A 16,529-nucleotide genomic window follows, 5' to 3' on the forward strand; every position below is an offset into this window, starting at 1 on the left:
TGAAATAGTCAATGAGTAAGGAATTAGTCGGTGCTCTTAATGCACTTGAAGCGAAAGGTATCTCAAAAGAGGTTATCGTCGAAGCAATTGAGGCAGCACTTATTAATGCATATAAAAAGAATTATAACCAAGCAGCAAATGTCCGCGTAGACTTAAATTTAGAACGAGGTACAATGCATTTATACTCTCGTAAAGATGTTGTTGATGAAGTGGATGATGAACGTCTACAAATTTCTTTAGAAGAAGCGAAAAAAATCAACCCTAATTATGAAATAGGCGATATCGTGGAAGAAGAAGAAACACCTCGTAACTTTGGTCGTATTGCTGCTACAACTGCAAAACAAATTGTTACACAACGCTTCCGTGAAGCTGAACGTGGTATTGTGTACGAAGAATATGTAGACCGTGCAGATGACATTATTAATGGTGTTGTAGAACGCTTAGATCCTCGTAACATTTATGTAGGAATTGGTAAAATTGAAGCGGTTCTTCCTCAAAACGAACAAATTCCTGGTGAAGTATATAAACCACATGATCGTATCAAAGTTTATATTACGAAAGTTGAACGAACTTCACGTGGACCACAAGTATTTGTTTCAAGAACTCATCCAGGCTTACTACGTCGTCTATTTGAACTTGAAGTACCAGAAATCTTCGAAGGTGTTGTAGAAATCAAATCTATCGCTCGTGAAGCTGGAGATCGCTCTAAAATTTCTGTATTAGCTCATAATGAAGAAGTAGATCCAGTTGGATCATGTGTAGGTGCAAAAGGTGCACGTGTTCAAGCAATTGTCAATGAATTACACGATGAAAAGATTGATATCGTGGAATGGTCAGAAGACCCTGTTGTATTTGTAGCCAATGCGTTAAGCCCTTCTCAAGTACTAGATGTACAAGTGAACGAAGAAGAAAAGTCAACAACAGTTGTTGTACCAGATTATCAATTATCACTTGCAATTGGTAAACGCGGTCAAAATGCAAGACTTGCTGCAAAACTTACTGGTTGGAAAATCGATATTAAAAGTGAAACAGATGCTACAGAGTTAGGAATTTATCCTCGCCAAGAAGCACAAACTGATGTTTATAAAGATATCGATGAAGAAAATGATAATAACGAAGATGTAATAGTGGACTTATATAAAGACGACGAAGAATAAGAAGAGTGAAAATAATTAGTAGGATTTTATATCCTATTCATTAACTCTTAACGCCAGAAGAAAGGTGAGTTCTGATGCCGATCAATCGTAAAGTACCTTTAAGAAAATGTATCGCAACAGGCGAAATGCTTCCCAAAAAAGAAATGATTCGTGTTGTCCGTTCGAAAGAGGGAGAAGTAACAGTTGATTTAACAGGTAAAAAATCTGGCCGTGGTGCATACGTTTCAAAATCTGAAAATGCAATTAAAATGGCAAAAGAAAGAAATATCTTTGAACGTCAACTTGAAGTGAAAATTCCTGATGAAGTATTTGATGATTTATTGGCAATCGTTCGTAAGGAACAAAAGGCATGAATCAACAACAAGCAATTTTTAATTTATTGGGTTTAGCAGCTCGTGCACGAAAAATCGTTACCGGAGAAGAACAAGTTATTAAAGAAGTCCGAGGACAAAACGCAAAACTTGTTATTTTATCTACGGATGCTTCGAAAAATACACGAAAAAAAATGCAAGATAAATGTAATTCTTTTAACGTTGAGCTACATGAGTTTGCAACAAGAGATTTTCTCGGACACGCTATTGGTAGGGAGGCGAGAGTTTCCGTAGCTATTATGGACAGTGGATTTGCTAAAAAGCTGTCTGAGCTACTCAACGAAATCTAACCGGGGGTGAATGCATGACAAAATTACGAGTTCATGAATATGCGAAACAAGTAAATAAGTCAAGTAAAGAAGTTATAGAACAATTATCAAAGCTCCATATTGACGTAAAGAATCATATGTCAATGTTAGAAAAAGACGCAATAGGCAAATTGGATGGTATATTTTCAAAGAAAAAGAGTAATCATACCACTCAACAAAAAAGTGAACAAAAGGGACAGCCAGGAACTCGTCCTGTAGCAAGAAAAAATAGTCCTGCTCAAACAAAACAAATAAATACCCAAGGAAGTACCATGAATAATAATTCGACCTCAAAAGATCATTCAAAACCAAAAAATAATTCTAATAATAATAATAATCAAAGTCATTCGAAAAATAGTAACAATAACCAAAATCGCGGTGGACGAAACGGAAATGCTCAAGGTGGCAATCGTAACTTCAACCAAAGAAGAAAACCGGGCATTCATGGCGGACAACGTCGTAAAAACCGTCCGCAACCAGCTCCACAACCTGCAGTTAAAAAAGAATTACCAGAAAAAATTACTTTCTTTGAATCTTTATCAGTTGGCGAATTAGCAAAAAAATTAGGTCGTGAACCTTCTGAAATTATTAAAAAATTATTTATGCTTGGTGTAATGGCAACGATTAACCAAGAATTGGATCAAGATGCCATCGAACTAATTTGTGCTGATTACGGTGTTGAAGTAGAAGAAGAAGTACGTATAGATATTACAGATTTAGATACTTATTTTGAAGAAGACGAAAATGAAGACCAAGATAATCTTCAAGAACGTCCACCAGTTGTAACAATTATGGGACACGTTGACCATGGTAAAACAACATTACTTGATTCTATTCGTAATACAAAAGTAACTGAAGGAGAAGCCGGTGGTATTACACAACATATCGGTGCTTATCAAGTTGTTGTAAAAGGTAAGAAAATCACTTTCCTAGATACACCAGGACACGCAGCATTTACAACAATGCGTGCACGTGGAGCCAAAATTACAGATTTAACAATTTTAGTTGTTGCTGCTGATGATGGTGTTATGCCTCAAACAATTGAAGCGATTAACCATGCAAAAGCTGCTGAAGTTCCAATTATTGTAGCGGTAAACAAAATGGATAAACCTACTGCAAACCCTGACCGTGTTATGCAAGAGTTAACTGAACATGGACTAATTCCTGAGGATTGGGGTGGCGATACAATCTTTGTACCAATTTCAGCACTTACAGGTGATGGAATCGATCAATTACTTGAAATGATTTTGCTAGTTTCTGAAGTAGGAGAACTAAAAGCAAATCCTAAACGTCGTGCATTAGGTTCAGTTATTGAGGCACAATTAGATAAAGGACGCGGTTCCGTTGCTACATTATTAGTACAAAACGGTACATTAAACGTTGGTGATCCTATTGTAGTAGGTCATACATACGGTCGTGTCCGCGCGATGGTCAATGACTTGGGTCGACGTGTAAAATCTGCTGGTCCATCAACACCAGTTGAAATTACTGGTTTAAATGAAGTGCCTCAAGCAGGCGATCGATTCGTTGTTTTTGAAGATGAAAAAACAGCTCGTCAAGTTGGTGAAGCTCGTGAATCTACTGCAATTCAAGCTCAACGTTCAGAAAAACAACGTGTAACATTAGATAACTTGTTTGAACAAATGAAACAAGGCGATATGAAAGAGTTAAATCTAATCGTAAAAGCTGATGTACAAGGTACTGTTGAAGCAATGGCAGCTTCATTGATGAAAATTGATGTAGAAGGCGTAAATGTAAAAATCATTCACACGGGTGCTGGTGCAATTACTGAATCAGATATCGCACTTGCAGCAGCTTCAAATGCAATTGTAATTGGATTCAATGTACGACCTGATATTAATGCAAAACGCGCTGCTGAAGCAGAAGGTGTAGATATTCGCCTTCACAAAATCATTTATAAAGTAATCGAAGAAATTGAATCTGCGATGAAAGGTCTACTTGATCCTGAATTCGAAGAAAAAGTAATTGGTTCTGCAGAAATTCGTGAAACATTTAAAGTTTCAAAAGTGGGTACAATTGCTGGTGGTTATGTCACTGAAGGTAAGTTAACACGTGATAGTGGCGTTCGTGTCATCCGTGATGGTATTGTTGTCTTTGAAGGGGAATTAGATTCCTTAAAACGTTTCAAGGACGATGCCAAAGAAGTGGCAAAAGGATACGAATGTGGCTTTACCGTTAAAGACTACAACGATATTAAAGTTGGAGACGAAATTGAAGCATTTATTATGGAAGAGATTAAACGCTAATGATCGTTTATGCAGAGTGTGAATTTATCGTCCCTTCTGCGCATTCGCTAAAAGAGAAAAGAGCTGTATTACAACGTATGATTACTCGTACAAAACAAAAATACAATGTCTCTATAGCGGAAATTGATCATCAAGATGTTTGGCAAAGAACGCTCTTAGCACTTGTTTCTGTTGCTTCTACCCAACAAGCGGCTGAAAAAGAACTGAAACGCGCAATTGCCTTTTTAGAATCTTATCCCGAATGGCAATGTCTCAATATACATCAAGAGTTTTTATAGAAATTGAGGTGAAACGATTATGTCAATGCGCTCTAACCGTGTTGCAGAACAAATGAAAAAAGAACTTGCGGATATCATTAGCCGAAAGTTAAAAGATCCAAGAGTAGGATTTGTTACTGTAACAGACGTAGATGTGACTGGTGACTTACAACAAGCAACTGTATATATTACTTGCTTAGGTACTGAAAGAGAACGTCAAGATACTATGAAAGGTCTTGAAAAAGCAAAAGGCTTTATTCGTTCTGAAATTAGCCATCGTATTCGTTTACGAATTACACCCGAAATTTCATTTGAGTTTGACTCATCTGTTGAGTACGGTAATCGAATTGACACATTGTTACGTCAACTTAACGATTCACAAGAGCAATAATCGAAAAAGCCTGCAGATTCATTTTTTGCAGGCTTTTTCTAATATAATTATCGAAGACAACATCTCTTAAATTAGAGTGTTTAACTTTAAAGTATTTTATAAGTAAAGGTGTGAACATTCATGCAGCACGGTATTCTTCCATTATGGAAAGAACGAGGTATGACTTCTCATGATTGCGTATTTAAAATACGTAAAATCTTACATACCAAAAAAGTAGGCCATACAGGAACATTAGATCCTGGTGTTGAAGGCATATTGCCTATTTGTATAGGTAATGCTACAAGACTAGCTGAATATCTAACTGATGCTGGAAAAGAGTATGAAGCAATCATCGAGATTGGGACAACTACCACAACAGAAGATGCGGAAGGTGAAGTTGTAGAGGAAGATTCAACAGAGAAGCATATTACTCGTGAGCAACTATTAAATGCGCTAAACTCATTAACAGGGGTAATTTCTCAGACGCCGCCTATGTTTTCGGCAGTTAAAGTAAATGGACGCAAATTATATGAATATGCTCGACAAGGAGAGACAGTTGAACGTCCTACACGTCAAATAACAATCTATTCTTTACAATTACTAGATGATCGTCAAGATTATTTTGGAAAGACAATTACTTTCCCTGTTCGCATTGCTTGTAGTAAAGGAACCTATATTCGAACATTAGCTGTTCAAATAGGTGAGGCTCTAGGCTATCCTGCGCATATGGCCTCTTTAGTACGCACAAAATCTGGTACATTTACAAAAGAGGATTGTGTCACATTAGCTCAATTGCAGGAATTAATGGAAAATGGTCAGTTAAACGAATGTATTAAGCCATTAGAATATGCATTAATAGATTACCCTCAGTTTGAAATTACAGCGGAAAATCATAAGAAAATTATAAATGGTCAAGTATTACCAATGCATCCTTCTCTTGAAGAACATGATAAAATAGTTTATATGGAAAATGACAAAGCGGTTGCTGTCTATGTAAAGCATCCGGAGAAAAAGGGACTTATGAAACCAGAAAAAATGTTCCCTAAAGTTGATTAGGAGGCAGTCGCATGAAAGTTATTCAACTGATGTACCCTTATCAAATCAGTTCAGATAAAATCGAGGGCCCATATTCTTTAGCAATTGGATTCTTCGATGGGGTTCATCGTGGGCACCAAGCTGTTATTAAACAAGCAAAGAAACAAGCAGAGCAAAAAAATTTAAAATTAGCCGTTATGACGTTTGATCCACATCCATCGATTGTGTTAGGACAACGTAAGGAACAGGTATTTTATATTACGCCTTTAAAACAAAAATTAGAGATACTAGAAGAACTTGAAGTAGATACTGTATTTGTTGTTCGATTTACTTCTGACTTTGCTAAGTTAAGTCCACAACAATTTGTTGATATATTTATTCGCAATTTAACGATTAAACATGTTACAGCAGGATTCGACTTTACATTTGGTGCAATGGGACGTGGTACGATGAAGGATTTACATGAAATGAGTAATGGAGATTACGAAGTATCTATAGTTGAAAAACAGCAACAGGATTCTGATAAGATTAGTTCAACACGTATCCGACATGCCTTAAAAGAAGGAGATATGGAGTTAGTACGTGAACTTCTTGGAAGACCTTATCAAATTCCTGGTATCGTAGTACACGGAGATAAACGTGGCCGTCAAATTGGCTTTCCAACTGCGAATGTACAAGAAGCTGAAGGAACATTCATCCCTGCTATTGGCGTATACGCTGTAAGATTACAAGTGCAAAATGAATGGCATGATGGCGTATGTAATGTAGGGTATAAACCAACATTTAAAAATCCTGATGAAAAGAATTTAACTATTGAAGTATTTATTAATAACTTTGATAAGAATATCTACGGTGAAGAAGTTAAAGTGGATTGGTATAAATATCTTCGTGGCGAGAAAAAATTTGATGGGATAGATTCATTAAAGGCACAAATTGAATTAGATAAAGAAAGTGCAATGGAATATTTAAGTCATTGCTAATTCACTTAACCAATTAAATATAGTTGCATGAGCATCATCTTTATGTTAATATTTTTAAAGTGATTTGTTTGCGCATATCACTAAACCTTTACTTGGCACATCGAATCACCAACGTGTTGCTCAGTAATTGGGGATATTTCAATTTTTAGGAGGTGAATAGGATGGCACTAACAAAAGAACGTAAAAACGAAATCATTGCTGAATTCCGTACACACGAAAGTGATACTGGTTCACCAGAAGTTCAAATCGCTGTCCTTACGGAAGAGATTAACAACTTAAACGAACATTTACGTGTTCACAAAAAAGACCACCACTCTCGTCGCGGTTTATTCAAAATGGTTGGACGTCGTCGTAACTTATTAAAATATTTACGTGAAAATGACGTACCACGTTACCGTGAAATCATTACAAAACTCGGCTTACGTCGATAAAATGCACTTTTGTGAAAGCGGGCTTGTCCCGCTTTTTCTTTATGCTTCTATAATTCCATCTATAAATACAACCTCCTAGATCCTAATAGAAGTTGAATTTAGAGAAATGTTTCGCAATGCATAATAATTTTTGATAAACTACAAGTAACTACATAACATAAATATATATGTCATTAGGTTTTCTTTTTAAGAGAGGAGTTCAATACATGGACGAAAAAAAGGTTTTTACCTATGAATGGGCAGGACGACCTTTACAAATTGAAGTTGGTCAGCTCGCAAAACAAGCTAATGGGGCGGTTATGGTTCGTTATGGAGAATCGGCTGTATTATGTAATGCAACGATGTCTAAACAACCTAAACAAGCAGATTTCTTCCCATTAACAGTTAACTATGAAGAAAAATTATATGCTGCTGGTAAAATTCCAGGAGGCTTTATCAAACGTGAAGGACGTCCTTCTGAGAAAGCAATATTAACATCTCGATTAATTGACCGTCCAATTCGTCCTCTTTTCCCGGACGGATTCCGTAACGAAGTACAAGTAATCTCTATGGTAATGTCAGCAGATGCTGATTGTAGTACTGAAATGGCAGCAATGCTTGGATCATCATTAGCGCTTATGGTATCTGACATTCCATTTGATGGACCAATTGCTGGCGTTCAAGTAGGTATGATTAATGACGAATTCATTGTGAACCCTACAGTTGAACAATGGAAAGACTCTGTCATCAATTTGACAGTTGCAGGTACAAAAGATGCGATTAATATGGTTGAAGCCGGTGCGTTAGAAGTACCAGAAGAAACTATGCTTGAAGCAATCATGTTCGGTCATGAAGAAATCAAAAAATTGATCGCATTCCAAGAAAAAGTAACTGCTGAAGCTGGTAAAGAAAAAATCGAAGTAGTTCTTCATGAATTAGATCCAGAACTAACTGCATCTATTACTTCTGAATATGAAGAAAAAATGAATGCAGCTATCCAAACTCACGAAAAACATGCTCGTGATGAAGCAATTGAAGCTGTTAAAGCAGAAGTTGTAGCGAAATTTGAAGAACAAGAAGCAGACGAAGATACTTTAAAACAAGTAAATCAAATTTTAGATAAAATGGTAAAAGAAGAAGTGCGTCGTTTAATCACAGAAGAAAAAATCCGCCCTGATGGCCGTAAATTGGATGAAATTCGTCCATTATCTTCTGAAGTAGGCTTACTACCACGTGCTCATGGTTCAGGCTTATTCACTCGTGGACAAACTCAAGCGTTATCTATTTGTACTTTAGGCGCATTAAGCGACGTACAAATTATTGATGGTCTTGGAGTTGAAGAGTCTAAACGATTCATGCACCATTATAACTTCCCACAATTCTCTGTAGGTGAAACTGGTCCAATTCGTGCACCAGGTCGTCGTGAAATTGGTCATGGTGCTCTAGGTGAACGTGCATTATCAGCAATTATTCCAGATGAAAAAGACTTCCCTTACACTATTCGTTGTGTATCTGAAGTGTTGGAATCTAATGGATCTACTTCACAAGCAAGTATTTGTGGCTCATGTCTTGCACTTATGGATGCAGGTGTTCCAATTAAAGCGCCTGTAGCTGGTATTGCAATGGGACTTGTCAAAAAAGGCGATTATTATTCAATCTTAACAGATATCCAAGGTATGGAAGATCACCTTGGTGATATGGACTTTAAAGTAGCAGGTACTGCTAAAGGTGTAACTGCACTTCAAATGGATATTAAAATTGATGGACTTTCTCGTGAAATTCTCCATGAAGCTTTAGTTCAAGCAAAACGTGGTCGTATGATTATTCTCGATTCAATGCTTGCAACACTTTCTGGCCCAAGAGAACATCTTTCAAAATATGCACCAAAAATCAAAAGTATTCATATTAATCCAGATAAAATCCGCGATGTTATCGGACCTGGTGGTAAACAAATCAATAAAATTATCGAAGAAACTGGCGTGAAGATTGATACTGAACAAGATGGTACTATATTCATCTCATCTTCAGATGAAGAAATGATTACACGTGCAAAAGGCATCATTGAAAATATTGTTCGCGAAGCAAAAGTTGGCGAATACTATATGGGTAAAGTAAAACGTATTGAAAAATTCGGCGCATTCCTTGAAATTTTCCCAGGAAAAGACGGTTTACTTCACATTTCTGAAATTCAAGAAGAACGTACAAAAGCTGTGGAAGATGTATTGAAAATTGACGATGAATTATTAGTAAAAGTCATCGAAATCGATCGCCAAGGTCGCGTTAATTTATCTCGTAAAGCAGTGCTTAAAGAAGAAAAAGAACGTCAAGAAAAATAATAGCGGAAATATTATAGCTATCGCATCATCATTACAAAATAAAATCACGAGGTTGCCAGTAATAGAACTCTACTACTGCAGCCTCGTTTTTACATTAAGGAGGATATTACATGGTAAAAAAATATACATGTCCAAACGGTGTACGTATTTTAGTGGAAAAGTTACCCTATGTGCGTTCTGTATCAATGGGGATTTGGGTCAATGTTGGATCTGGAAACGAAAGCCCAGAAGAAAACGGGCTTACCCATTTTATCGAACATATGCTATTTAAAGGTACATATAGTAGAACAGCTAAAGAAATTGCAGAATCCTTTGATCGAATTGGAGGACAATTAAATGCTTTTACATCTAAAGAAAATACTTGCTATTATGCAGTAACGCTTGATCATCATGCTGAGAAAGCTATTACAATATTAGCAGATATGTTCTTCCATTCGAAATTTACTGATGCGGATATTGAAAAAGAACGACAAGTTATTTTTGAAGAGATGGCAATGGTGGAAGATACACCTGATGATGATGTAGATGAACGCCTCTGGAATACTATGTATCCTACTCATCCAATAGGCGCACCAATACTTGGAACAGAAGAAACGTTAGAAACATTTACGAAAGAAAAGATTGAATCTTATATGTACGAAAATTACACGCCAGATAAAGTTGTAATTTCTGTTGCGGGAAATGTATCAGATGATCTAGTCAATAAAATCATCTCTTTATTTGACCAATTTCAAAACAAAAGCCATCATTCGAAAATTCTTAAAGCGCCACCTGTATTTAGAGCAGGGAATATAGAAAAAGAAAGTAATACAGAGCAATCACATATAGCGATTGGATTTGAAGGTTTAACAGTAAAAGATCCGGATTTAGTAAGCTTACTAGTCGTAAATAATATTTTAGGTGATACAACATCTTCTAGATTATTTCAGCAAATTCGAGAGGAGCAAGCATTAGCATACTCCATTTTCTCTTATTATTCTGCATATGAACATGCAGGTGCTTTTATGATTTATGGGGGGACTTCACCAGAAAAACTTACGGTGCTTGAGGAAACAATACTAAAAATTACAGAGAAGATGGTAAAAGACGGAGTATCACCAATCGAAATACAGTACGCTAAGGAACAGTTAGAAAGTAATTTATTATTAGGGCTCGAAACATCAAATGACTTTATGAATCGCAACGCTAAAAACGAGCTGCTTTATGGTGAAGAAAAAACTGTAGAGCAAACGTTAAAAGAGTTATATGCAGTAGATGAAGAAAGTGTAAATCGTGTGATACAAAGGCTTTTAACAAAACCATTTGCTCGATCAGTTATTCAACCAGCTAAGGGGATATAAGAATTATCTCCTTAGCTTTTTTTATGCACGGGAAAAGCTTCGACTTCATACACTGTTAATACGGGAAAAAGGAGGGATTGAATGCTCTTATCAGAGCTTGCAGAGAAAGAGTTGATTCAGATTAAAGATGGTGTACGATGTGGGTTGCTCTCAGAGACCGAATGTTTACTAAATGCGAAAACAGGGCAAATCTATGGTTTTGAATTAGTAAATAAAGGTGTTAAACTACCTTTTAAACAAAAAGAACCTAAGGCGCAATCGTTTATTCCATGGACGGAAATTTCGTTGATTGGTGAAGACCGTATCTTATTTAATAAGACGCAACCTTTAACATCGGGGTATACAAAATGAGTACAGAATCATGGCTGATATTAGGAAAGGATTTACGTTTTAAAGAGTTAGCGTTACAACTTTCGCTGGATTTCAATAATGTTATTTATAAATATACAGATCAATGGAATGATGAGATACAGCAAATAATAATGACGGAAAGGCCAGAGAGAATTGTATTGCCGATCCATGCAGTTGATTTACCTAAATTTGCTTTTGAATCATTACCAAAAGAGACAGCGATATTCGTTGGAAAAAGCAATCAAAGTTTACAGCAAGAACTTCGATATTTAGATGAGAAACATATTATCCATTATTTACAAGATGAATCTTATATATGGCTAAATGCAAGACTAACATCAGAAGGGATGCTTTGTGCTTTTTATGAACTTGAATCCGCTTCTGTTTATGGAAAATCCTTTTATATTACGGGATTTGGAAGAGTCGCTAAAATGCTCGCATTCATGTTACACAGATTAGGCGCAAATGTGCATATTTTAGCACGTTCAAATAGTCAAATTCAAGAAGCAATTGCTTATGGTTATGTTGCTTCCCAACTAATCCCTGAAAATATTAAAGAACATTATTATTTAATCAATACAATACCAAATAAATGGTTAAATGAAGATTTCCATCAACAATTAGATGAAGAAACTAAGATTTTTGATTTAGCTTCAGCACCAGGATGTCTAAATATAGAAAGTGATATCAATTATACATTATTACCAGGACTACCAGGAAAGTATTTTCCACAGGATGCAGCGGATTTATTGGCACAAGTAATCATACGAAAAAACAACGAATTAAGGGAGGGATGATATGTTAGATGGAAAACGCGTAGGACTAGGAATTACTGCATCACACTGTACTTATGCTGATGTTATACCTAAAATCACCTCGCTAACTGATTTAGGAGCAACAGTTGTACCGATTATTACGCATTCGGTACTAACGGCAGCAACACGTTTTGGAACAGGTGACGAGTGGATTGAGAAAATCGAAAAGCTAGCAGGGCATAAAGTCATTAAAAGTATAGTAGAAGCAGAACCTTTTGGACCTTCAAATCCATTAGATTGTATGGTCATAGCACCTATGACTGGGAATTCTATTAGTAAATTTGCAAATGCATCAACAGATTCGCCAGTATTGATGGCAGCAAAAGCAACATTAAGAAATGGGAGTCCTGTAGTATTAGGAATTTCGACAAATGATGCTCTTGGTTTAAATGGAGTAAATGTTATGAAATTATTAAATACAAAAAATATCTTTTTTATTCCTTTTGGTCAAGATGATCCTATTAACAAGCCGAATTCGTTGATTTCGGATTTTACACAGTTAGCTGACACAGTAAAGGCATCTTTAGAAAAGAAACAATTACAGCCTTTAATAATTCAATATACTAAATAATTTAAAAATTATATAAATATTCTATAAATTGTGATACAATAGCGCCATTATCGAAAGATTAGTTGAGGAGAGATGTATGATGACTAAAGAATATACAGTAGCAGTAGTTGGAGCTACAGGTGCAGTAGGAACAAAAATGATGGAACAACTTGCTAAGCGTAATTTTCCAGTAGGTAAGTTAAAACTATTAGCATCTAAGCGTTCTGCTGGTAAGGAACTAACATTTAATGGTCAAACATACACTATTGAAGAAGCTACTCCAGAAGCATTTGAAGGAGTAGATATTGCTTTATTTAGTGCAGGGGGAGCAATTTCAAAGGCATTAGCACCAGCTGCAGCAGAACGTGGAGCAGTTGTTATAGATAACACAAGTGCGTTCCGTATGGATCCGGAAGTTCCTTTAGTAGTTCCAGAAGTAAACCCACAAGATATTGCCGAACATAAAGGAATTATTGCAAATCCAAACTGTTCAACAATTCAAATGGTTGCAGCCTTAGAGCCGATTCGTCAAGCGTATGGTCTAAAAAATTTAATCGTCTCTACATATCAAGCCGTATCAGGATCAGGTATAAGTGCAATAGAAGAACTAAAAGAACAAAGCTTGAAATTTGATCATCCAAAAGATGTTGAAGCACATATTCTACCTGTAAAAGGTGATAAAAAACATTATCCAATCGCTCGTAATGTTATCCCTCAAATTGACGTATTCACGGAAAACGGGTTCACCTATGAAGAGATGAAAATGATAAATGAAACAAAAAAAATTATGCACGCACAAGATCTTCCAGTTGCAGCAACTTGTGTACGTGTCCCTGTAGTAGCTGGACATTCAGAGTCTGTTTATATTGAAATCGAACAATCAGGTGTTACTGCTGAAGATATTAAAAATGTTCTTCAAGGAGCGCCTGGTATCATTGTACAAGATGATATAACAGCTCAAGTATATCCAATGCCTATTTTTACGGAAGGCGAAGATGAAGTATTTGTAGGACGTATCCGAAAAGATTTAGCAAAAGATAATGCGTTCCATCTTTGGGTTGTCTCAGATAACTTGTTAAAAGGAGCAGCATTAAACTCTATTCAAATTGCCGAAAAAATGATTGAAGATGGATTAATCTAAGGAGGCAAAATAAGTGGATATTGGTAATATCGCTACTGCTATGATTACACCGTTTCGTGAAGATGGCACTATCAGCTTTGAAATGCTTTCAGATGTTATTGAACATTTAATAGCTAATGGAACGGATTGCATAGTAGTCTGTGGTACGACAGGTGAATCACCGACATTATCACATGATGAAAAGGTAGCTATATTTGATTTTACTGTTAAGAAAGTCAATAATAGAGCCACTATTATTGCAGGTACTGGAAGTAATCATACACAAGCTTCAATAGATTTAACAAAAGAGGCTGAAATTGCTGGTGTTGACGGCATTATGTTAGTTGCACCATATTACAACAAACCTAGTCAACGGGGCATGTATGAGCATTTTGCAGCTATTGCCAATTCAACAAAACTTCCTGTCATGTTATACAATATTCCCGGCCGATCAGTTGTCAATATACAAACACAGACAATTATACAGTTAAGTAAAATTCCAAATATCCAAGTTGTTAAAGAAGCGAGCGGAAGTTTAGATCAGATGACTGAAATTATATCTAATACACCAAAAAACTTCCAAGTGTATTCAGGTGATGATGGTTTGACATTACCATTACTCTCCATAGGTGGAGACGGTGTTGTTTCCGTTGCATCACATATAGTTGGAAATGATATGCAAAAAATGATCAAAGCTTTTCATGAAGGTCAACTTGAAAAAGCAGCTACAATTCACCAAGCATTATTACCATTAATCCGTGCGCTATTTGCAACACCGAGTCCATCCACTCTTAAATATGCATTAACGAAATTAGGAATTGGCTCAGAATATGTCAGATTACCAATTGCTAAGTTAACTGATGAGGAAAAAGCAGCCTACGATTTTGCATGGCATGAATACCTGGAAAGACAAAAACAATTTTAGAAAATTTTTTTTGGAATGGGCAACTTAGCCCATTCTTTTTTTTTGTTTGTGAAAACTCACAACTATCTATATAATGGGAGTAAGTGGTTTGTGTTCGGGATTATTTTAGGAGGAAATCAAGTGGCAAAAACAAAAAATGAAGTTATTCGCGTCATTCCACTAGGTGGCGTTAGTGAAATCGGCAAAGCTATGTATGTCGTTGAAATCGATGAAGAGCTATTTGTCGTTGATAGTGGACTTATGTTTCCTGAGGATGAAATGTTAGGAATAGATTACGTTATTCCTGATATGACATACTTAGAGGAAAACAAATCTCGTGTAAAAGGTATTTTCCTTACTCATGGGCATGAAGATGCGATTGGTTCAATAGCATATCTTTTACAAAAAGTTAGTGCACCTGTATACGGTTCTAAGTTAACAATCGCATTAGCTAAAGAACATTTAAAAGATTTACCTGCACCATATCCTGTAAAATTCTTTGAAGTGACAAGTAAGAGTCGTATGAATTTCCAATCTACCTATGTGACATTCTTCCATACAACTCATAGTATTCCAGACTCATTAGGTATTGCTTTCCATACTTCAGAAGGTGCGATTGTACACACTGGAGAATTCAAATTTGACCAATCAGCACAAGGTAAATATAAACCGGATATAGCTAAAATGGCTAATTTGGGTGAAGAAGGTGTATTTATCTTAATGTCTGATTCTACTGAAGCTGAACGACCAGGATATACAATTCCTGAAAATGTCATTCGAGAAAAGTTAGCAAAAACTTTCCATAAAGCTGAAGGAAGAATTTTAGTTGCACTTTATGCATCAAACTTCATAAGAATTCAACAAGTATTTGACCAGGCTACAGCAGCTGATCGTAAAATAGCTGTTGTTGGACGTAGTTTAGAACATGCCTTTGAAATAGGAATGCGTTTAGGATATCTTTCTGTAGATCAGGATCGAATTATTTCTGTCAACAAAATGAATGATTATCCAGATGATGAAATTGTAGCAATAATTACTGGTAACCAAGGTGAACCACTAGAAGGATTAGAAAAAATTATCCGTAAACACCACCGTGATATCCGTATTAAATCTACAGACACCGTTTTAATAACATTTACACCTTCGCCAGGTATGGAAGTTCAAATTGCAGATACGATGAATAGTCTTGCAAAGCTAGGCGCTAAAGTATTATCTGCAGATAAAAAAGTACATGTATCAGGACATGGAGCCCAAGAAGATTTGAAATTGATGTTAAATCTTATGAAGCCAAAATATTTTATCCCGATTCAAGGCGAATATCGCATGCTAATCGCTCACTCTAAATTAGCACAACAAACAGGTTTATCTAAGTCACAAATCTTTATTGCTGATAAGGGAGACATCGTCGAATATAAAGGCGGTAAAATGCGTATGAGTGGACGAGTTACTGCTGGCAATGTACTTATAGATGGAATTGGCGTTGGAGATGTTGGTAACATTGTATTACGTGATCGAAAGTTACTTAGTCAAGACGGTATATTTATCGTCGTTGTTACGATTAACCGCCAACTTAAGAAAATTGCATCAGGCCCAGAAATTTTATCACGTGGATTTGTCTATGTAAGAGAATCTGAAGAGTTATTAAGTGAATCTTCTAATTTAGTTAAAGAAGTTGTCGAAAAATATGTGAATAAAGGATCATATGAATGGACAAATATAAAACAAGAAATCCGTGACACGCTTAACTCTTATTTATTCCAAAAAACAAAGCGCCGCCCAATGATTATCCCTATTATTATGGAATATTAAAATTAAGCGGACGAAAAGGATTTCCTTACCTCTCTTTGGTAGGAAATCCTTTTTTCCTTTCAATATATAAAATATTTGATGAAAGGGATTCAATAGATTCTTTGAAGTTCTACAGAGCTATTTGATAGAACGAAAGAAAGTAGGTGGAG

General features: G+C 36.0%; 17 protein-coding genes. All 17 read left to right on the forward strand.

Features of this window, described 5'->3' with window-relative positions; all coding sequences use genetic code 11:
- Positions 1 to 11 precede the first annotated feature (11 nt).
- Entirely contained in the window at positions 12 to 1,157 is a 1,146-nt protein-coding gene (gene nusA / locus Q0977_RS00840) for a transcription termination factor NusA (protein WP_119414324.1), read from the forward strand.
- A gap of 74 nt (positions 1,158 to 1,231) precedes the next feature.
- Complete coding sequence (locus tag Q0977_RS00845; RefSeq protein ID WP_119414325.1) at positions 1,232 to 1,510, forward strand: RNase P modulator RnpM; 279 nt, start codon at positions 1,232 to 1,234, stop codon at positions 1,508 to 1,510.
- Positions 1,507 to 1,818, forward strand: a complete 312-nt coding sequence (locus tag Q0977_RS00850; RefSeq protein WP_119414326.1) for a YlxQ family RNA-binding protein — start codon at positions 1,507 to 1,509, stop codon at positions 1,816 to 1,818. The genes Q0977_RS00845 and Q0977_RS00850 overlap by 4 nt, the downstream gene beginning before the upstream one ends.
- 14 nt (positions 1,819 to 1,832) lie before the next feature.
- Positions 1,833 to 4,103 (forward strand): translation initiation factor IF-2, encoded by a 2,271-nt coding sequence (gene infB / locus Q0977_RS00855; RefSeq protein WP_299509682.1) that lies wholly within the window; start codon positions 1,833 to 1,835, stop codon positions 4,101 to 4,103.
- Positions 4,103 to 4,381, forward strand: coding sequence for a DUF503 domain-containing protein (locus tag Q0977_RS00860; RefSeq protein WP_119414328.1), 279 nt, complete (start codon positions 4,103 to 4,105; stop codon positions 4,379 to 4,381). The genes infB and Q0977_RS00860 overlap by 1 nt, the downstream gene beginning before the upstream one ends.
- A 19-nt stretch (positions 4,382 to 4,400) precedes the next feature.
- Entirely contained in the window at positions 4,401 to 4,751 is a 351-nt protein-coding gene (rbfA, locus tag Q0977_RS00865) for a 30S ribosome-binding factor RbfA (protein ID WP_119414329.1), read from the forward strand.
- Positions 4,752 to 4,871: 120 nt separating this feature from the next.
- Positions 4,872 to 5,786: a tRNA pseudouridine(55) synthase TruB gene (truB, locus tag Q0977_RS00870; protein ID WP_119414330.1), complete on the forward strand. Its 915-nt coding sequence runs from the start codon at positions 4,872 to 4,874 to the stop codon at positions 5,784 to 5,786.
- Between the two features lie 11 nt (positions 5,787 to 5,797).
- Positions 5,798 to 6,745, forward strand: coding sequence for a bifunctional riboflavin kinase/FAD synthetase (locus Q0977_RS00875; RefSeq protein ID WP_119414331.1), 948 nt, complete (start codon positions 5,798 to 5,800; stop codon positions 6,743 to 6,745).
- A 161-nt stretch (positions 6,746 to 6,906) separates the two neighbouring features.
- Complete coding sequence (gene rpsO / locus Q0977_RS00880) at positions 6,907 to 7,176, forward strand: 30S ribosomal protein S15 (RefSeq protein WP_119414332.1); 270 nt, start codon at positions 6,907 to 6,909, stop codon at positions 7,174 to 7,176.
- Positions 7,177 to 7,382: 206 nt separating this feature from the next.
- Entirely contained in the window at positions 7,383 to 9,491 is a 2,109-nt protein-coding gene (pnp, locus tag Q0977_RS00885; protein ID WP_119414333.1) for a polyribonucleotide nucleotidyltransferase, read from the forward strand.
- Positions 9,492 to 9,601: 110 nt separating this feature from the next.
- Positions 9,602 to 10,831 (forward strand): pitrilysin family protein, encoded by a 1,230-nt coding sequence (locus tag Q0977_RS00890; protein ID WP_119414334.1) that lies wholly within the window; start codon positions 9,602 to 9,604, stop codon positions 10,829 to 10,831.
- Positions 10,832 to 10,912: 81 nt separating this feature from the next.
- Positions 10,913 to 11,182, forward strand: coding sequence for a YlmC/YmxH family sporulation protein (locus Q0977_RS00895; protein WP_119414335.1), 270 nt, complete (start codon positions 10,913 to 10,915; stop codon positions 11,180 to 11,182).
- The gene (locus tag Q0977_RS00900) at positions 11,179 to 11,979 is read left to right on the forward strand and encodes a dipicolinate synthase (protein ID WP_119414336.1); all 801 of its coding nucleotides are present in this window, start codon (positions 11,179 to 11,181) and stop codon (positions 11,977 to 11,979) included. Before Q0977_RS00895 ends, Q0977_RS00900 begins: the two co-directional genes overlap by 4 nt.
- 1 nt (position 11,980) lies before the next feature.
- Positions 11,981 to 12,568 (forward strand): dipicolinate synthase subunit B, encoded by a 588-nt coding sequence (locus tag Q0977_RS00905; protein WP_124217267.1) that lies wholly within the window; start codon positions 11,981 to 11,983, stop codon positions 12,566 to 12,568.
- A 79-nt stretch (positions 12,569 to 12,647) separates the two neighbouring features.
- Positions 12,648 to 13,688, forward strand: a complete 1,041-nt coding sequence (locus tag Q0977_RS00910) for an aspartate-semialdehyde dehydrogenase (RefSeq protein WP_299509716.1) — start codon at positions 12,648 to 12,650, stop codon at positions 13,686 to 13,688.
- A 13-nt stretch (positions 13,689 to 13,701) separates the two neighbouring features.
- The gene (gene dapA / locus Q0977_RS00915; protein WP_119414339.1) at positions 13,702 to 14,592 is read left to right on the forward strand and encodes a 4-hydroxy-tetrahydrodipicolinate synthase; all 891 of its coding nucleotides are present in this window, start codon (positions 13,702 to 13,704) and stop codon (positions 14,590 to 14,592) included.
- A gap of 120 nt (positions 14,593 to 14,712) precedes the next feature.
- Entirely contained in the window at positions 14,713 to 16,380 is a 1,668-nt protein-coding gene (locus tag Q0977_RS00920; protein ID WP_299509721.1) for a ribonuclease J, read from the forward strand.
- Positions 16,381 to 16,529 lie beyond the last annotated feature (149 nt).

This window comes from uncultured Rummeliibacillus sp., assembly GCF_934216135.1.
In the GTDB taxonomy this organism is placed as follows: domain Bacteria; phylum Bacillota; class Bacilli; order Bacillales_A; family Planococcaceae; genus Rummeliibacillus.